The following is a 16,767-nucleotide window of genomic DNA, read 5'->3' on the forward strand; positions in this document are numbered from 1 at the left end:
CTGCTCATGATCAGGTTCTCCTGTCGGAATGATCAGAGCTTAGCGCCTGGTCCGAATTTAGGGGACCACTTCAGAAGCGGTCATGGGGACCAACTCGATGGGTCGCACCGCAATCCGTGCGGCGCCTGGTGCAACATCCTGTTCAGGCACTTCACTTCCCTTGCCTCACCTAAGCCAAGCATAGGCGCTAGAGAAGGCCCTGCCGGGTTGGTGGTTCAGGAATCACTTGCTGACTTCGTGGCCGATCACGCCGCCGACGGCGGCTCCGCCCACGGTGCCGATGGCGCTGCCGCCGGTGAGTACGGAGCCACCCACGGCCCCGGCGCCGGCGCCAATGGCCGTGTTCCTGTCCTGGCGCGACATGCCGGAACATGCCGTCAGGCCAAGCAGCAGCGTTGCAATGGCGACAATCGTTAACAGAGGCTTGATTCGTATCATGGTGGTTTCTCGGTTGAAGAGGTGGAACTCGCAGCGGAAGTGACCCTTGGCGCGGTGCTGCTGCCGTTCACCGATACAATCAGAATAGGCGGATAAAGCGAGTGCATCCGTCTGGTGTCGCACATAAGCCTTCATGGTCACAGGCAGTGCGACACAACTCGATCCGATAGGGGATTCAATGCCTGAACCATATGATTTCCAGCCAAAAGTGTCTTGGTGGTTCTCAGTCCAGGGTGAGTCTTTCCACGCCGCGATCCGACCCGAGCAACAGCACGTCGGCACCCCGGGCGGCGAAGAGGCCGTTGGTGACCACGCCGACGATGCCGTTGAGGCGTGCTTCCATGGCGACGGGGTCATCGATCATGAAATCGAAGCAGTCGATGATCTGGTTGCCGTTGTCGGTGACCACGCCTTGGCGATAGACGGGATCGGCGCCGAGCTTGACCAGTTCCCTTGCCACGTAGGAGCGCGCCACGGGGATCACCTCGATGGGCAGTGGAAAATCCCCTAGCCGTTCGACCCGTTTCGAGGCATCGGCAATACAGATGAACCGCCTGCTGCAGGCGGCGACGATCTTCTCGCGGGTCAGGGCCGCGCCGCCGCCCTTGATCATCTGCAAGTGAGCGTTCACTTCGTCCGCGCCATCGATATAGAAGGGCAGGGTACCGACGCTGTTGAGCTCGAAGACCTCGATGCCGTGGCCGCGCAGACGCTCGGCACTGGCCTCGGAGCTGGCCACGGCGCCCTGGAAGTCGTCACGCAGTGCCGCCAGGCGGTCGATGAACCGGTTCGCCGTGGAGCCCGTGCCGATGCCCAGGATGGTATCGCGCTCCAGCCGCGGGGTAATTTCGGCGATGGCGGCCGCCGCCACGGCGTCCTTGAGTTCGTCCTGAGTCATGGGATGCTCGCTGGTTGATGGTCGCAGGCCATTATAGAGCAGAGGGGGTTCCCTGCCGATGCCGGCTGGACTCGGGGCCGCCACAATGCTACCAATAGGTGTTCTCCGCAGTGCAGCACATGTCTCTGCACCACTCGCGTTACCCCTTGGGACATCAGGATGCTCGAATCGACTGTCAAGAAGATCCTCCAGGCCCGTGTCTATGAAGCGGCCCTGGAAACGCCCATCACGCCTGCCCCCTTCCTGTCCCGGCGATTTAACAACCAGATCTTGATCAAGCGCGAAGACCTGCAACCGGTCTTCTCCTTCAAGATTCGTGGTGCCTACAACAAGATGGCGCAACTCAGCGAGGAGCAGAAGGCCAAGGGCGTGATCGCCGCCTCGGCGGGCAACCATGCCCAGGGCCTGGCCATGGCGGCCAAGCAGATGGGCGTCAAGGCGGTGATCGTGATGCCGCGGATCACGCCGGAAATCAAGGTCCAGGCGGTTCGTGCCCGGGGCGCCCGGGTGGTGCTTAAGGGGGATGCCTTCGCCGAGGCGGCCGTCCATGCCCAGGAATTGATCAAGGAACACGGCTATATCTATATCCCGCCCTTCGATGACATCGACGTCATCGCCGGGCAGGGCACCATCGCCATGGAGATCCTGCACCAGCACAGTGGTCCCATCGATGCCATCTTCGTGCCCGTGGGCGGCGGCGGCCTGATAGCCGGTATGCTGGCCTATATCAAGTATCTGCGCCCGGACATCAAGGTGATCGGTGTGGAATCCGAGGATAGCGCCTGTCTCAAGGCTGCCCTGGCGGCCGGTGAACGGGTGGTGCTCGACCAGGTCGGCGTCTTCGCCGAGGGGGTGGCGGTGGCGCAGATCGGCGAGGTGCCCTTCTCGATCATCCGCGACCTCATCGATGACGTCATCACCGTCAACACCGACGAGATGTGTGCGGCGGTGAAGGATATCTTCGAGGATACCCGCGCCGTTTCCGAGACCTCGGGTGCCCTGTCGCTGGCCGGCCTGAAGAAGTATATCCAGCAGACCGGGGCCGAGGGCCAGACCCTCATCTGCATCAACTCCGGCGCCAACACCAACTTCGACCGCCTCCAGCACATCGCCGAGCGCACCGAACTGGGCGAACAGCGCGAGGCGATCCTGGCGGTGACGATTCCGGAAAAGCCCGGCAGTTTCAAGAAGTTCTGCAAGACCATCGGCAAACGCATGGTCACCGAGTTCAACTATCGCTATGCCGATCCCGACAACGCCCATATCTTCGTCGGTGTCCAGGTCAAGCCCGGTGGCGAGGATCGCCAGGCGGTGATCGGCCGGCTGAGGGATGGCGGCTACCCGGTGGAGGATCTGACCGACAACGAACTGGCCAAACTGCATATTCGTCACCTGGGTGGCGGTCGCCCCAGAGAGCACTTCGACGAGGAGGTCTACCGTTTCGAGTTCCCGGAGCGTCCCGGGGCGCTGATGAACTTCCTCACCCATCTACCCCAGGACTGGAACATCTCGCTGTTCCACTATCGCAACCACGGCGCCGCCTACGGCCGGGTGCTGGTGGGCATGCAGGTACCCAACGGCGACCGCGCCCATGTCGAGGAGTATTTCGACGAGATCGGCTATCGCTACTGGAAGGAATCCGACAATCCGGCCTATCGTCTCTTCATGGCCTGACCCTGTCCCCGCCAGGGGTCGAGGTGAGCGCTGACTTACCGTCTAGCCGAGAGCTGCCGACTGTTTAAAAATGTAACTCGACCGGGTATTAGGTTGTCCTGATGCCGGTACTGGACCTATAGTCGTGCCGTTGCCGACGCTCCAGAGGCATTGGAGGCGACACGACACGACGTTTTCGACGAGTTTTCCCCCCGACCCTTGTGGTCGAGTCTCCCATGGAGTCGACAATGAAGCGCAAGCCCGATCTGGTCATGGCATTGGTGCTGATCTTCGGCATTGGTGTGGTGGCAACCGGCTATGCCCAGGCACTGGCAGGGGGTTAACCCGATACCGGTGATTAGCCGTCAAGGCAGGATCATGGTTCGTTGATCACATGATCCATCGGTCAATAGTGCCATGACCAGAACGTTCCCCGAACGGGTCGATGCCTCTCGCATCGACCCGTTCCTGTATCCGGCCTTCAGCCTCGGGGACGGATCACCTCCCAGTCGGTGACGATGGCGTCCAGCGGCACGTCCCAGGACTGCACCGGCAGTTGCTCGACACGCTGGCAGCCGTGAGCCAGGCCGATCAATCGGGGCCTGGGTCTGCGCTGCCGGGTAAAGGCCAGGGTCCGATCATAGAAGCCGCCACCCATGCCGATGCGCTGGCCGGCGGCATCGAAGCCCACCAGCGGCACCAGAATCAGGTCCAGCGCCCAGGCCGGACGCCGGTGAGCCCGATGGGCGCCATGGCGGGTGTCGGGTTCGGGAATGCCGAAGCGGTTGACCACCATGGGCGTATCGGCATGGTAATGGACGAACCAGAGGGCATTGCGGGACAGCGGGCGCAGCACCGGCAGATGGATGTGCACCTTGCGTCGGCGCAACCAGGACAGCATCGGCGTAGGGTCGATCTCGCCGTCGTTGGGCAGGTAGAGGGCGATACGGCGGGCGCGCTGCACCTCCGGCAGTTGCCTGAGGTGTCGGCACAGGCGGAGTGCTGCCTCGTGGCGCTGGCTCGGCGTCAAGGCACGGCGACGCTTGCGCAGCGCACGGCGCAGGCTGCGACGTTCGTCATCGGAGGGAGAGGGTGCGGCGGAATCCTGCATGATTGTCATGTCGGATGAGGTTCCCCAGAGTGCCGCTGTCGTTCTGGCCCTTGAACCCAGTGGTTCAAGGTCAAGGTGGGTGGCCGCAGCCGAACCGTCAGGCTTTCCGTCGCACGGACATGCACACAGGCTCGGCTAGCATATGGCCCCCTGGGTAATGCGCATAGGCTCGAGGGACGATAACGACTGGCAAACACCCCAGGGAACCCTCCCATCCTAACAGAGCAGCGGTTGAGGCCAAAGCGGAGATGCTGGATCAGCGGCCAGGCATGTCGATCAATGCCTTCTCCAGGCGGGTGCTGAGTTGGCTTAGGGTCTCCTCGCCGTCACGCTGGGTGTCGAGGGCCTCGAGCAGTTCATGGGTGATGTTCAGGGCTGCCATGATGGCGATCTTCTCGGCGCCGAGCACCTTTCCCTGGGCGTGGATACCGTGCATCGCCCGGTCCAGGTAACGTGCGGCCCGTTCGAGCTTGGCTTCCTCCTGCGGGGGACAGGCAACGACATAGCTGCCACCCAGCAGGGTGATTTCCTTGGTCTGGCGTGGGGCATCGGTCATGACGGGCTCCGGTTCGGTGCACTCGGTCGGTGGCGATGGTCGCGCCTTCGGGGGTCCGATGCGTTAACATCCGTGCAGCATACGACTCGTATGTTTACTATAAGAGAGCGCTTCTCTGGCGGTCAATCTGTCCGGAAGACCGGAACGCCCGGCATACTCGGTTCCATCAAGGATTTGTCATGTCATTGATCAACGAACGCCAGGATTTTTCATCCATCGCCGACCTCTTTCTGCTGCACGGTAGCATGCAGTCGCCCGCCTTTCTCGATGGTCGTCTCTGCGCCGCCCTGGCCCTGCATGATCTGCCTGCCGACACCTGGCTGGAGCAGGTCTGCCTCACCCTGGGCGTGGAGCAGCCGAGGGACGAGCCCAGCGCCGAACGTTTCCTGGCCTGGCGGCGTCAGACACTGGATGCCCTGACGGCCGCGGAACTCGACTTCGAGCCCCTGCTGCCGGATGGGCTCTTCTCCCTCGCCGAGCGTGCCCAGGGCCTCAAGGAGTGGACCCTGGGCTTTCTCGAGGTGATCGAGGATGCCGGTGCCGAGCCAGCCGAGACCTGGTCTTCGGCCCTGCGTGAGGCCCTGCAGGATCTCCAGGCCCTGGCGACCATGGAGGCCGACCTCGACGACAGCGCCGAGAACGAGAACGACCTCTTCGCCCTGACCGAGCATGCCCGCCTGGCCGCCATGCTGCTCTACACCGAGCAGCATCCGGGCAAGCCCCGGGTCGAGAATGCCGAGGACAATACGCCTCACTGATAGACGTCGATACCATCCCTTTTTCAGGAGCCGCGATGCTTCCCGAGATTCTTCCCCGTCCCGCCCCGATCTCCAACGCCGACTACCGGACTCGCCGCGAGGCGCTGATGGTGTCCCTGCCGGAAGGCAGCACCGTCCTGTTGCCGGGCGCCGGCATGATCTCCCGCTCGCGGGACAGTGACTTTGCCTTTCGCCAGGACAGCGATTTCCACTACCTGACCGGCTTCCCCGAGCCCGATGCCCTCCTGGTATTGCTGCCGGGGCGAGAGGAGGGGGAAACCGTGCTCTTCTGCCAGGATCGCGACCCGGCCATGGAAGCCTGGACCGGCATCCGATTGGGCGCCGAGGGGGCGGTGCGAGAACATGGCGTCGACCAGGCCTTCGAGAATCACGAACGCGACCAACGCCTTCTCGACCTTCTGGATAGCCGTTGTCATCTGTATTTGCCCCTGGCGAATGCCGAGGCCCTTGCCCTGGCAGACGATTGTCGGGCACGCCTCGCGGGACGGGCGCGGCGAGGGGCGCCGTCTCCCGAGGTGTTCGCCGATCTCGCACCGCTGCTCCACGAGCAGCGCCAGATCAAGAGCGAGGCGGAACGGGTGTTGCTGCGCCATGCCGCCGAGATATCGGCGCGGGCCCATGTCCGTGCCATGCAGGCGACACGGCCGGGGCTCGCCGAATATCACCTCCAGGCCGAGCTGGAGCACGAGTTTCAGTGGCAGGGCGGCAGCGGGCCCGCCTATGCCAGTATCGTCGGGGGCGGCGCCAATGCCTGTGTGCTGCACTACATCGAGAATCGGGATGTCCTGCGTGACGGCGATCTGGTGCTGATCGATGCGGGCGCCGAGTTCGACCTCTATGCCGGTGACATTACCCGCACCTTCCCGGTCAATGGCCGATTCAGCGAGTCCCAGCGTGCCCTCTACGAGATAGTACTGGCGGTTCAGGAGCGCGCCGTTGCTGCGATCCGGCCGGGGACGACGCTGGTCGAGATCCACGAAGGGGTCGTACGAGGCCTCATCGAGGGCCTGATCGGCCTGGGCCTGCTGGAAGGCGAGGTACAGGCCCGCATCGACGACGAGGGGTATCGTCGCTTCTACCTGCACTCCACCTCCCACTGGCTGGGACTCGATGTGCACGACGTGGGCACCTATCGCCGTGAAGGAAAGCCGCGGCGTCTGGAACCGGGCATGGTGCTGACCGTCGAGCCGGGACTCTACATTCCCGTCGACGAGGATATTCCCGAGGCCTTCCGCGGTATCGGCATCCGTATCGAGGATGACGTGGTGGTCACCGCCGAGGGGCGCGAGGTTCTCACGGCCTCGGTGCCCAAGCGGGTGGTGGATATCGAGGCCCTGATGGCTGGACAATGACCAGTAAAAGGGACGGCTTCTTGCCGTTATCCCATACACCCGATCTCAGGAGACCTCGATGACCGCGAAAGACGGCCATCCTGTGGATATCGCCATCATCGGTGGTGGTCTGGTGGGTGCCAGCCTGGGCTCTGCCCTGGCGGCCTTGATCGAGCACCAGGGACTCTCGGTGGCGGTGATCGAGGCCGCCCCCCTACTGGATCAGGCGGCCACGACCTGGCAGCCCAGTTTCGATGCCCGGGCCAGCGCCATCGCCGAAGGCTCGGCACGGCACTTCGCGGCCATGGGGCTCTGGGAGGCCATGGACGAGGAGGCAACGCCGATCCGGCAGATCCACATCAGCGAACAGGGGCGTTTCGGTGCGACCCGCCTGCGCCACGATGAGCTCGGGGTGGAGGCCCTGGGGCATGTCATCCCCAATGCCTGGATGGGGCGAGTGCTCCATCGCCGGCTGGCCGAGCTGCCCCTGGAATGGCACTGCCCGGCGCGGGTCGAGAGCATAGAGCCCATGGGGGGAGGCCATCGACTGGGCCTCTCCGATGGCAGCCGGCTGGAAGCCGGGCTGACGGTGCTGGCCGAAGGGGGACGTTCCGGGCTCAAGGAGCGCCTGGGCATCGAGAGCCGGGAGTCACCCTATGGGCAGGTGGCGGTGATCGCTAGCGTGGCGACGAGCCAGCCCCATGATGGTCTGGCCTGGGAACGTTTCACCTCGCAAGGCCCCATGGCGCTGTTGCCCCTGAAAGGACAGGCCATGGAGCTGATATGGACCCATGTCGCCGGACAGGAGACGAGGCGGATGGCACTTTCCGATGGAGACTTCCTGGCCGAGCTCCAGGCGGCCTTCGGCGACCGGGTCGGACGGTTCAGGCGTGTCGGCACCCGCTACGCCTATCCGCTGTCGCTGATCACGGCGAGGGAATTCGTCCGACCGGGGTTGGCCGTGCTGGGTAATTCCGCCCATTCCCTGCATCCGGTGGCCGGCCAGGGCTTCAATCTGGCCCTGCGCGGGGTTATGGATCTGGTCGCTGCCATCGAGGCGGGTCAGGCGCGTGGCGAAAGCCCGGGGGACATGACCGTGCTGGAGGATTTCGAGGCCCGCCGCCGGCCGGATCGTCGCAATGTGATCCGTTTCAGCGACGGTCTGATCCGCCTCTTCGGGATCGACAATGTCCTGCTGTCCAGGGCCCGGGCCGCCGGGCTCGTGGGACTTAACCTGGCAGGGCCTCTACGGCGGTCCCTGGCCCGACGCGCCATGGGCCTGGAGCGATAGCCGAGCAAGGCCCCGGGTCCTGGTGATCAGCCGTCCCGTCGGCTCAATACATTCAATGCCTTGAGCAGATTGAGCGCCTCGCCGAGCTGGTAGTCCTCGCGCAGTCGCTCGCTGGTCTCGGTGTCTTCCCGAGGGTCCTCGCGGGAGCGCAGATGGCCCTCGAGGTCGGCCTCGCGCACCTGCCGGCTGGACTCGGCAACCTCCAGGCGCCCCCTGACCACCTGGACATCGGGCTCGATGCCCAGGGCCTGGATCGAACGCCCTCCCGGGGTGAAGTAGAGCGCGGTGGTCAGCTTGAGGCCCTCGCCATTGCCCAGCGGCATGATCTGCTGCACGGATCCCTTGCCAAAGCTCTCGGTGCCCATCACCACGCCGCGGCGCTGGTCCTGCAGAGCCCCGGCGACGATCTCCGCTGCCGAGGCGCTACCGCCGTTGATCAGCACCACCAGCGGAACCTCGGGCGCGGCGGTTTCCCGACCTGCCGAGAAGCGCATCGCGGAATCCGGCAGGCGCCCCTCGGTGTAGACGATGAGACCCTCGTCGAGGAAGGCGTCGGCCACGGCCACGGCGGCCTGCAGCACACCGCCGGGGTTGTTGCGCAGGTCCAGCACCAGGCCGTTGAGGGCCCCGTCACTCTCCAGCTCGGTAATGGCACTGCGCACCTGGTCGCCGGTGCGGCTCTGGAACTGGCTGACCCTGAGGTAGCCGTAGCCGGGCTCAAGCAGCTCACTTCGCACGCTCCGGGTACGGATGACCTCCCGGGTCAGGGTGAAGGAACGCGGGGTCTCCTCCCCCTGGCGCATGATGGTGAGCTGGATGTCCGACCCCGGGTCGCCGCGCATCAAGTTGACCGCGTCCTGGAGTGAAAGCCGCTCGGTGGGGGTGTCGTCGATGCGCAGGATCACGTCCCTGGCCTGCAGGCCAGCGCGGGAGGCCGGAGTGTCATCGATGGGGGTGATCACCGTGAGTTGTCCGTCCTGCAGGCTGACCTCGATGCCCACACCGCCGAATTCGCCCTCGGTGGATTCGCGCAGGCTCTGGAATTCCTCCTCGTCCAGGTAGGCCGAATGGGGGTCAAGCTCTCTAAGCATGCCACGCATGGCGTTGCGCAGCAGGGTGCTGTCCTCGACTTCCTCGACGTAGGCGCGCTTGATGCGTTCGAAGACCTCGGCGAAGATCTGGATGTCTTCCACCGGCAGGTCGTCATTCCCGTTGCTGGCCACCGAGGACAGCGGCAAGGCCAGCAGGACGAGAGTCAAGAGGGTCGCGATCAGCCGTCGTGGCATCATCGCAGGGTCGATGGGACTTGGAAGCATGCGATCTCCGCTGTTCCGGGACGGGGATGCCAGCATAGCCCGTGGGCAAGGTCCCGGGGAAGGGGGCGCTCATCGCGCGGCTATCCAGGACTGTGGATCGATGGGATCTCCGGCGCGGCGCACCTCGAAGTAGAGCGCCGCGCGGGGCTGTCCGCCGCTCGCCCCCACCGCACCCAGCGGCTCCCCCCGGGACAAGGCCTGCCCCACCCGAGCCTCGAAATGCTGCAGATGGGCATACAGGGTCATGACCTGGTCGCCGTGGTCGACGATCAACAGGTTGCCGAAGCCGCGCATCCAGTCGGCGAAGACCACGCGCCCGGCGTGAACCGCCTGGACGGGACTGCCCTCGGCGGCATGGATGAGGATGCCATTGCGGTGGACGCCGTCACCCCGCCGATAGCCCGAGGCGATGGCCCCCTGCACCGGCCAGGGCAGCTCGCCCTGGGTCTGTTGGATGGCCGTGGAGGGCGGCGGACGTTGCAGCCGGGCGAGTTCTTCCTGGATCCGGTTCAGCACCGTCTCGGCGTTGGCACGGTCCTGGGCGAGGGCCTCCATCCGGGCCTGCTCGCTTGCGTAGCGGCTGTCGAGCTCGCCGACGATGGCGGCCCGCTCGGCCATCTGCCGGGAGAGCTCAGTACTGCGAGCGGCCAGCTCGTCGGCCAGGGCGTCGAGGCGTTCGCCGCGCGCCTCGAGTTCCCGGCGATTGTCGGCCAGGGCCTGGTCGAGCCGGGCGATCTCGTCCAGCCGGGCATTGCGGGCCCGGGCCAGGTGGTTGAGGTAATGCTGGAGCCGGTCGAGACGGGCCGGGTCGTCCTGGTTGAGCAGCAGCTTCAACTGAGGCGTTAGACCCAGGCGATAGAGGGCGTCGAGCTGGGCCCCGAGGGCCTCGAGCTGATCATCGCGTTCCGTCTCGAGGCGTTCGCGAGCGGCTTCGAGGGCGGTAACCTCGTCGCCGAGCGCCCGCCGCTCGGCCTGGAGGGTGTCGAGGCGGCGGTGGGTCTCGGCCAGTGAGGTTTCCACCTCCCGCAGCGCCGTGTCTGCCTCGTCACGGGCCCCGCGCGTGGTGGCAAGGCGTCCGGACAACGCCTGGATTTCCTCGCCAATGGCATCGAGGCGTTCCCGTGCGGCCTCTTCACTTTCCCTGGGCTGGGCCTGAAGCGGCAGGGAGAGCGAGAGGGCCAACAGGATGGCCAGTGCGATGGGGCTTCTTGTCATTCCCCGCCCCTCTTTCGGCTGCGTGCTCAGGTGAAATCGATCAGCGCCTGGCCCGCCATCTCCTCGGGGATCGGCTGATTCATCATGGCCAGCAGGGTCGGGGTGATGTCACAGAGGCGACCGTCATCGAGCAGCCTGGCCGGACGCTCACCGACATAGACCAGTGGCACGCTGAAGGTGGTGTGGGCTGTCTGGGGCTCACCGGTCTGAGGATTGACCATCTGCTCGGCGTTGCCGTGATCGGCGGTGACCAGACAGGCGCCCTTGGCACGTCCGATAGCCTCGATCACCCGGCCCAGGCTGTGGTCGACGGTCTCGATGGCCTTGACGGCAGCATCGAAGTCGCCGGTATGGCCGACCATGTCGCCGTTGGCGTAGTTACAGACGACCAGATCGAACTGGCCGGAATCGATGGCCTCCACCAGTCGGTCGGTGACTTCCTCGGCACTCATCTCCGGCTTCTCGTCGTAGGTCTTCACCTCTTGGGGCGAGGGCACCAGGATGCGGGTCTCGCCCTGGTACTCGGCCTCACGGCCGCCGGAGAAGAAGAAGGTGACGTGGGCATACTTCTCCGTCTCGGCGATACGCAACTGGGTCAGGCCCCGGGTCTCCATCACCTCGCCCAGAGTGTTGTGCAGCTCCGCCGGGGGAAAGGCGGCGGTGGCCGGAATGTCGGCGGCATACTGGGTCAGCATCACCAGGCCATCGGCGGCGAGTCGCGGTCTCGCGCGACGGGTGAAGCCACTGAAACCGTCCTCGGTGAATGCGCGGGTCAGCTCTCGGGCGCGGTCGGCCCGGAAGTTCATGAAGATGGCGGCATCGCCGTCCTCAATGCGCACCGGAGTGCCAGCGGGGCGAATGCTGGTGGCGCTGACGAACTCGTCGTTCTTCCCGCGCGCGTAGGCATCGCGCAGCCCGGCCTCGGCGCTGGCCACATCGAATTCGCCTTCGCCCTCGGTGACCAGGCGATAGGCCTTCTCGACGCGGTCCCAGCGGTTGTCGCGGTCCATGGCGAAGTAGCGGCCGATGATCGAGGCCACGAAGCCGTTCTCGGCGCCGACCAGCCCTGCCAGACAGGCATTGGCACGCTCGATGGAGGCCTTGGCGCTGCGCGGCGGCATGTCGCGGCCGTCGAGGAAGGCATGCAGGTAGAGGCGTGTCGCGCCGCGTCGGACGGCCATCTCGGCCATGGCGATGAAATGGTCCTCGTGGCTGTGTACCCCACCCGGCGAAAGCAGGCCGAGCAGGTGTACCGCCTTGCCGTGGGCCACGGCCGCGTCGATGGGGGTGGTGAGTTCGGCGATACCGTCCAGGTCGCCGTCCTCGATGGCCTTGGTGATCCGGGTAAAGTCCTGGTAGACGATACGACCGGCCCCGAGGTTCATGTGTCCGACCTCAGAGTTGCCCATCTGCCCGTCCGGCAGACCCACATGGCGTCCATCGGTGTGGATCAGGGTACTGGGGTGTTCCTGCTTGAGACGATCCATTACCGGTGTACGAGCCGCCTCGACGGCATTGTGGGCGGCATCCGGGTTGTGGCCGTAGCCATCCAGGATGATCAGGGCCACGGGGCGGGGCGTCGAAACATCGCTCATGGGTGGGCTTCCTCGTTCGTTGGCGACCCGAGGATCTTCAGGGTCGCGACTCGTCGCATGTTGCGGCATCATAACGCAGGGTGGTGGCGAGCGTCATGGCGGCCGGTCTGCTCCGCTGCCGTCTTGGTGTATACTAGGCGCCGCTCAACGGCGTGGTGGCCAGATGAGCGTCGTCTTTCATCCATCGTGCACCGAGAAATCCTGCACCGCGACATAAGTGTTCCAGACCCATGATCGATCAGTTGTTTGAATTCGTGCAGAATCACCCATTGCTGGTGGCCGCCTTCCTGATGGTGTTGTTCGCCTGGATCTTCTACGAGCTTCGCAACAGTGGGGCCAGCGGTGTGAACTCCAGCGAGGCGACCCAACTGATCAATCGCGAGGATGCCGTGGTGGTCGATATTCGCGAGGCCAATGATTTCAAGGCCGGGCATATCGCGGGGGCGCGCAATATCCCCCAGAGCAAGCTCGATGTCCGCATGACCGAGCTCAATAAGGTCAAGGACAAGCCGATCATCGTGGTCTGCAAGCATGGCCAGAGTTCCGGTGCGGCCATGGGCAAGCTGACCACGGCCGGTTTCGAGCGGGTGATAAAGCTCAAGGGTGGCATCACCCAGTGGCAGACCGATGGCATGCCCGTGGTCAAGAAGTAACCACGCCAATTCCCATTTCGTTCATCGTTTCAAAGGATCTTTCCCATGGCGGAAGACAACAATCAGAACGCCGGCGCTGGCAACCAGCCCGCTGGTGAGCAGGAAAAACCCAAGCTCCAGTTCGCCGTTCAGCGCATCTATGTCAAGGACATCTCCTTCGAGGCGCCAAACTCGCCGGCGGTTTTCCAGCAGCCCTTCAAGCCCAAGGTCAACCTCGATCTGAACACCACCAGCCAGCAGGTGCAGGAAGACCTCTTCGAAGTGGTGGTCAAGGTCACCGCTCAGGTCAACCACAGCGAGGAAGGCACGACCTCCTTCCTGGCCGAGATCCAGCAGGCTGGCCTGTTCAAGATCAGCGGCATCGAAGGCGAGCAGCTCGATCATACCCTGGGCGCCTTCTGCCCCAATGTGCTCTTTCCCTATGCCCGAGAGTGCATCGACAACCTGGTCAATCGTGGTGGCTTCCCGCCGCTGATGTTGGCGCCCGTCAACTTCGAGGCGATCTATGCCCAGAGGAAGAAGCGCCAGGCCGAGCAGCAGGGCGCCCAGGCGACCCAGTGAGGCTGCCGTCGTGGCCATGAAGGTGCCACGGGTTCATGTCGCCGCCGACTTCATCGTCGGCGGCGACGTCGTTATGCCGGAGGGTCCCGCTCATCACCTTTCTCGTGTCCTGCGCCTCGGCGAGGGAGATCTCCTCCGCCTGTTCGACGGCGACGGGCATGAGGCGACCGCGGTATTGGTCGCCATCGGGCGCAAGCGGGTGGTGGCACGTATCGAGGCCGTCGAGGCGGGCCGGGGCGAGTCTCCCCTGGCAGTGCATCTGGGCCAGGCGATCTCCAAGGGAGATCGCCTGGACTACGCCATCCAGAAGGCCGTGGAACTTGGCGTGGCGGAGATCACGCCGCTCTACACCGAGCAGGGTGACGTGCACCTCAAGGGCGAGCGCGAGACGAGAAAGCTCGCCCACTGGCAGGCGGTGGCCGCCAGCGCCTGCGAGCAGTGTGGTCGCGCCACCCTGCCGCCGGTACATCCTGCGCGGCGGCTGTCCGACTGGTTGACCGAGCGCCATGAGCCCCTGCGGCTAGTATTGCATCCTGGTACGCCCGGTAGCCTGGACGGTTTCGAGCCTCCCCCATCGGTGGCTCTGCTGATCGGCCCCGAGGGCGGTCTGTCCGACGGCGAAGTCGTGGTCTCCCGAGCATCGGGGTTCGTCGCGCTGAGCCTGGGCCCGCGTATCCTGCGCACCGAGACGGCCCCGGTGGTGGCGCTGTCGTTGCTGCAGCACCGTTTCGGGGATCTCTGAGCGGTGCCCCGTATACTGTCATCATTGATCTCTCCATTATTCGGCCAGCTGGCGATATACAAGCAAGCGAACTCGCCAGGATTCTACTCAGACCGCTCTTTCATCGCGTTGCGAGTCATCACGGCGGGAACAAGCACAAAGGTCATGGCGGCCATCAGCGCAATATAAACCAGCAAGGTACGCGTCAGATTTGGCATTGCACTGGCTCGCAAAACACCTTGGTGACCATCTTTATACAAATAACCCACGCTACCAACGCGTTCACGACTTATTTGCTCGTAAATGCGCCAGTTAATATCGTAAAAATCGCGGAGACGGCTTACGATTTCGGGAAACCCGGCTTCCGCACGTTGCAAGTATTCGTCCCGCAGTTCAACCGTGGGTGCGTCCTTTTGACTACCAGCCACCGCTTCAATAATACGGTCTATGTTTCGAACCTCTCCCTTTACCTCGGCCACCTCGAGGTTTGCTGCCAACCAGCGGTTGTTGAGCAGCTGTCGGTACTCTTCCGCGGAATCTTCGCCAGCCACTTTAAGTAGCTTGTCCAACATCTCACCACCGAGCTGGGGCATCATGCCAGGATAAGCTGGCGCAGTTCCCGGCCCGCCTTCACCAGCCGGGGACCTCAGGTTTGGGTCCGCGCTATACGACTCGTAGGCCGCTTGGATCAGGTCGCTTTCCTCCTGAAGCTGGGTCTGCTTGTCCTGCAGGACTTCCCGCTTTTCCTCAAAGTACAAGATAGCCAGCCGTGGTGTACGACTCAGACCCAGAGAACGAATGGGCGACATCAGTTTGTCGATGCGGTAGTTTTTCAGATCGTGCAAATTCGATCGTAGATCACTGAGAGTCCAGCCCGTCTCCGGATCACGTACCGTGGCAGCGCCTGCCAGCTGGTTGATCTTGTCAATATTCTGCTTCAAGGCCTCAGTTTTTTCCGCGAAAATGTCACTAAGCACCACGTAGTCGACATTTGCAAACAGAGACTGCTCGAGCGTCCGAGCAGAGGTTAGCTGGACATCCGTTTTTAACACGCCCTTATCGACAATTGCCTGGCGAGCCCAGCGCTCTGGAACTTGAGTGACCACCTCATCAACGGTTGCCGCCGAGAGATCGGAGCCGGCGGGATCAAAAGTGATGAGGGCAGCACTGCTTAATGCGGCGCTGAGCTCGCGACGCTTGCGCTCTTGCAACGCTTTAATCTGCTCGTAATTCTGGTTTTTAGGATCCAGTAAAGCCTCGTATTTAGCGATAATCGCCCGGTAATAGGGTGTATAGGGCTCAACGCTGATTCTGCTCTGAAAGTCCGCCGCCGAAAGGCCTTGATCCTCAATATTCAGATCCGCGTAAACTGAACGCAGCACGGCGGGAGCAATAATATCCTGGATACGGTAAGGCGCACCACTTGGGTATTTGCCTTCATCGGCGCCCTCGAAAGTGAGCGTAATCACCTTGGTGAAGGGCACACTCTCGCTACGCGAAAGGTAGCCGTAGATTTGAAAAGCACCGAACAGAATAGACAGCAAGATCGCGGCGATCAGCCAAGCCTTCCAGGTTCGGAGTACGGACTTGATTAAGGCCAGTAAATCGATCTCGTCTTCAAAGTCCCGGCTCGGACTTGAGCCGTAGGGGATGCGGGCAGAGGATTCTTCGTGATGACGTGCACTAACGGGGGGGGGGGGTCATGGCAATCCTATCTTGCTTGTCTTTATCAACAACTAAAAGCCCCTGAGAAAGGGCTTATGCTCGAAATGCGGAAGTTTTGCTGCTGTCGCAAAAAGGAGATCAGCGTCACAAATTATAGCAAACCAAAAAAATAATAGCAGGAAATATTGGAAAAACTACAAAAGCAGGGCAAATTTTACGACAATAGGCCGCCCCTGCCTGCGCTGGAAGCTCCCATGTCCGACTCGCCCGACCGCCGTACCCCGCGTCCCGCCGCGCCTCGTGCTTCCGCTACACGGAATTTCCCTGTCCCAAGGGTCGAGGTGGGCGAGGTGGCCTACCTCGAGGTGGTGACCGTCAACGACACCGGCGCCTTCCTCGACTGGGGCCACCCCAGGGATCTGCTGCTGCCCTACGGGGAACAGCATTTCCGTCCCGGTGTCGGCAAGCGGGTGCTGGTGAAGGTCTACGAGGACCAGCAGGGTCGGCCGGTGGCCTCACAACGACTCGACCGCTTCCTGGAAGATGTAGCGGTGGGCCTCTCGGCAGGGGAGGAGGTTGCCCTGGTGGTCGCCGACCCTACGGACCTCGGCTTCAAGGTGGTGGTGAATCATCGTTTCTGGGGGCTGCTCTATCAGGATGACGTGACCCGGCCGCTGCGCCGTGGTCAGCGGCTCAGCGGCCATGTGAAGCGTCTGCGTGATGACCGGCGCCTGGATATCTCCCTCCTGCCGCCGGGGTCTGCACGCCTGGATGTCGTCGGCGAGGAAATTCTCAGGATGCTGCGCGAGAGCGGCGGTTACCTGCCCTTGTCGGACAAGAGTTCGCCCGCCGAGATCAAGGCGCGGCTGAGGATCAGCAAGAGTGCCTTCAAGCAGGCCATCGGCCGTCTCTACAAGCAGGGACACATCACCCTGGAACCGACCGGCATCCGTCTGGTGACCTAACCTGAAGGCGCTGACCCCG

16 protein-coding genes and 1 other RNA gene are annotated in these 16,767 nt (G+C 63.5%); 8 read left to right on the forward strand and 9 right to left on the reverse strand.

Annotation, left to right across the window (positions count from 1 at the left end):
* Positions 1-222: 222 nt before the first annotated feature.
* Both ACESMD_RS01230 and rpiA read right to left on the reverse strand, forming a co-directional pair.
* Complete coding sequence (locus ACESMD_RS01230) at positions 223-573, reverse strand: glycine zipper 2TM domain-containing protein (protein WP_372609559.1); 351 nt, start codon at positions 571-573, stop codon at positions 223-225.
* Between the two features lie 88 nt (positions 574-661).
* Positions 662-1,336 (reverse strand): ribose-5-phosphate isomerase RpiA, encoded by a 675-nt coding sequence (gene rpiA / locus ACESMD_RS01235; protein ID WP_372609561.1) that lies wholly within the window; start codon positions 1,334-1,336, stop codon positions 662-664.
* 159 nt (positions 1,337-1,495) lie between these two features.
* On the opposite strand from rpiA, the gene ilvA reads away from it, so the two are divergent.
* On the forward strand, positions 1,496-3,010 hold the full coding sequence (ilvA, locus tag ACESMD_RS01240; protein ID WP_372609563.1) for a threonine ammonia-lyase, biosynthetic: 1,515 nt from the start codon (positions 1,496-1,498) through the stop codon (positions 3,008-3,010).
* Positions 3,011-3,470: 460 nt separating this feature from the next.
* On the opposite strand, the gene ACESMD_RS01245 is transcribed toward ilvA, so the two are convergent.
* From ACESMD_RS01245 to ACESMD_RS01255, 3 genes are all read right to left on the reverse strand, one after another.
* Positions 3,471-4,109, reverse strand: a complete 639-nt coding sequence (locus tag ACESMD_RS01245) for a 5-formyltetrahydrofolate cyclo-ligase (RefSeq protein WP_372609565.1) — start codon at positions 4,107-4,109, stop codon at positions 3,471-3,473.
* Between the two features lie 8 nt (positions 4,110-4,117).
* Positions 4,118-4,308, reverse strand: a non-coding RNA gene (ssrS, locus tag ACESMD_RS01250) — 6S RNA.
* Between the two features lie 48 nt (positions 4,309-4,356).
* Positions 4,357-4,656, reverse strand: coding sequence for a cell division protein ZapA (locus ACESMD_RS01255; protein ID WP_372609567.1), 300 nt, complete (start codon positions 4,654-4,656; stop codon positions 4,357-4,359).
* A 179-nt stretch (positions 4,657-4,835) separates the two neighbouring features.
* Between ACESMD_RS01255 and ACESMD_RS01260 the strand changes: the two genes are divergently transcribed.
* Genes ACESMD_RS01260 through ubiH form a run of 3 tightly spaced genes read left to right on the forward strand, consistent with a single transcriptional unit; the run spans position 4,836 to position 8,057 of the window.
* Entirely contained in the window at positions 4,836-5,414 is a 579-nt protein-coding gene (locus ACESMD_RS01260) for a UPF0149 family protein (RefSeq protein WP_372609569.1), read from the forward strand.
* 35 nt (positions 5,415-5,449) lie between these two features.
* A complete protein-coding gene (gene pepP, locus ACESMD_RS01265; protein ID WP_372609571.1) occupies positions 5,450-6,787 on the forward strand; it encodes a Xaa-Pro aminopeptidase in 1,338 nt (445 codons plus the stop codon).
* Between the two features lie 58 nt (positions 6,788-6,845).
* Positions 6,846-8,057: a 2-octaprenyl-6-methoxyphenyl hydroxylase gene (gene ubiH / locus ACESMD_RS01270; RefSeq protein ID WP_372609573.1), complete on the forward strand. Its 1,212-nt coding sequence runs from the start codon at positions 6,846-6,848 to the stop codon at positions 8,055-8,057.
* Positions 8,058-8,083: 26 nt separating this feature from the next.
* Here the strand turns inward: ubiH and ACESMD_RS01275 are convergent, their stop codons facing one another.
* From ACESMD_RS01275 to gpmI, 3 genes are all read right to left on the reverse strand, one after another.
* Entirely contained in the window at positions 8,084-9,373 is a 1,290-nt protein-coding gene (locus tag ACESMD_RS01275) for a S41 family peptidase (protein ID WP_372609575.1), read from the reverse strand.
* A gap of 69 nt (positions 9,374-9,442) precedes the next feature.
* Positions 9,443-10,588: a murein hydrolase activator EnvC gene (locus tag ACESMD_RS01280; RefSeq protein WP_372609577.1), complete on the reverse strand. Its 1,146-nt coding sequence runs from the start codon at positions 10,586-10,588 to the stop codon at positions 9,443-9,445.
* Between the two features lie 26 nt (positions 10,589-10,614).
* Positions 10,615-12,183 carry a 2,3-bisphosphoglycerate-independent phosphoglycerate mutase gene (gene gpmI, locus ACESMD_RS01285; protein WP_372609579.1) on the reverse strand — a complete coding sequence of 523 codons (1,569 nt, stop codon included), beginning with the start codon at positions 12,181-12,183 and terminating at the stop codon, positions 10,615-10,617.
* A gap of 230 nt (positions 12,184-12,413) precedes the next feature.
* Between gpmI and ACESMD_RS01290 the strand changes: the two genes are divergently transcribed.
* From ACESMD_RS01290 to ACESMD_RS01300, 3 genes are read left to right on the forward strand one after another with little or no spacing between them, the layout of a single operon-like run.
* Positions 12,414-12,836 carry a rhodanese-like domain-containing protein gene (locus ACESMD_RS01290; protein WP_372609581.1) on the forward strand — a complete coding sequence of 141 codons (423 nt, stop codon included), beginning with the start codon at positions 12,414-12,416 and terminating at the stop codon, positions 12,834-12,836.
* A 45-nt stretch (positions 12,837-12,881) separates the two neighbouring features.
* Positions 12,882-13,397: a protein-export chaperone SecB gene (secB, locus tag ACESMD_RS01295; RefSeq protein ID WP_372609583.1), complete on the forward strand. Its 516-nt coding sequence runs from the start codon at positions 12,882-12,884 to the stop codon at positions 13,395-13,397.
* A 16-nt stretch (positions 13,398-13,413) separates the two neighbouring features.
* Positions 13,414-14,139 (forward strand): 16S rRNA (uracil(1498)-N(3))-methyltransferase, encoded by a 726-nt coding sequence (locus ACESMD_RS01300; RefSeq protein ID WP_372609623.1) that lies wholly within the window; start codon positions 13,414-13,416, stop codon positions 14,137-14,139.
* A gap of 83 nt (positions 14,140-14,222) precedes the next feature.
* Here ACESMD_RS01300 and ACESMD_RS01305 read toward each other — a convergent pair whose 3' ends face one another.
* Entirely contained in the window at positions 14,223-15,662 is a 1,440-nt protein-coding gene (locus ACESMD_RS01305; RefSeq protein WP_372609585.1) for a hypothetical protein, read from the reverse strand.
* Positions 15,663-16,037: 375 nt separating this feature from the next.
* On the opposite strand from ACESMD_RS01305, the gene ACESMD_RS01310 reads away from it, so the two are divergent.
* Positions 16,038-16,748 (forward strand): S1 RNA-binding domain-containing protein, encoded by a 711-nt coding sequence (locus tag ACESMD_RS01310; protein WP_372609587.1) that lies wholly within the window; start codon positions 16,038-16,040, stop codon positions 16,746-16,748.
* Positions 16,749-16,767: the final 19 nt, after the last annotated feature.

This window comes from Halomonas sp. (assembly GCF_041689495.1).
In the GTDB taxonomy this organism is placed as follows: Bacteria; Pseudomonadota; Gammaproteobacteria; order Pseudomonadales; family Halomonadaceae; genus Halomonas.

Bases quoted from the DNA above. Each gene is read 5' to 3' on its own strand.
- ACESMD_RS01290 (WP_372609581.1), top strand. From the start codon at position 12,414: ATGATCGATCAGTTGTTTGAATTCGTGCAGAATCACCCATTGCTGGTG.
- gpmI (WP_372609579.1), bottom strand. From the start codon at position 12,183: ATGAGCGATGTTTCGACGCCCCGCCCCGTGGCCCTGATCATCCTGGAT.
- ACESMD_RS01245 (WP_372609565.1), bottom strand. From the start codon at position 4,109: ATGACAATCATGCAGGATTCCGCCGCACCCTCTCCCTCCGATGACGAA.
- ACESMD_RS01300 (WP_372609623.1), top strand. From the start codon at position 13,414: ATGAAGGTGCCACGGGTTCATGTCGCCGCCGACTTCATCGTCGGCGGC.
- secB (WP_372609583.1), top strand. From the start codon at position 12,882: ATGGCGGAAGACAACAATCAGAACGCCGGCGCTGGCAACCAGCCCGCT.
- ilvA (WP_372609563.1), top strand. From the start codon at position 1,496: ATGCTCGAATCGACTGTCAAGAAGATCCTCCAGGCCCGTGTCTATGAA.
- pepP (WP_372609571.1), top strand. From the start codon at position 5,450: ATGCTTCCCGAGATTCTTCCCCGTCCCGCCCCGATCTCCAACGCCGAC.
- rpiA (WP_372609561.1), bottom strand. From the start codon at position 1,336: ATGACTCAGGACGAACTCAAGGACGCCGTGGCGGCGGCCGCCATCGCC.
- ACESMD_RS01275 (WP_372609575.1), bottom strand. From the start codon at position 9,373: ATGCTTCCAAGTCCCATCGACCCTGCGATGATGCCACGACGGCTGATC.
- ACESMD_RS01310 (WP_372609587.1), top strand. From the start codon at position 16,038: ATGTCCGACTCGCCCGACCGCCGTACCCCGCGTCCCGCCGCGCCTCGT.
- ACESMD_RS01260 (WP_372609569.1), top strand. From the start codon at position 4,836: ATGTCATTGATCAACGAACGCCAGGATTTTTCATCCATCGCCGACCTC.
- ACESMD_RS01280 (WP_372609577.1), bottom strand. From the start codon at position 10,588: ATGACAAGAAGCCCCATCGCACTGGCCATCCTGTTGGCCCTCTCGCTC.
- ACESMD_RS01230 (WP_372609559.1), bottom strand. From the start codon at position 573: ATGAAGGCTTATGTGCGACACCAGACGGATGCACTCGCTTTATCCGCC.
- ubiH (WP_372609573.1), top strand. From the start codon at position 6,846: ATGACCGCGAAAGACGGCCATCCTGTGGATATCGCCATCATCGGTGGT.
- ACESMD_RS01255 (WP_372609567.1), bottom strand. From the start codon at position 4,656: ATGACCGATGCCCCACGCCAGACCAAGGAAATCACCCTGCTGGGTGGC.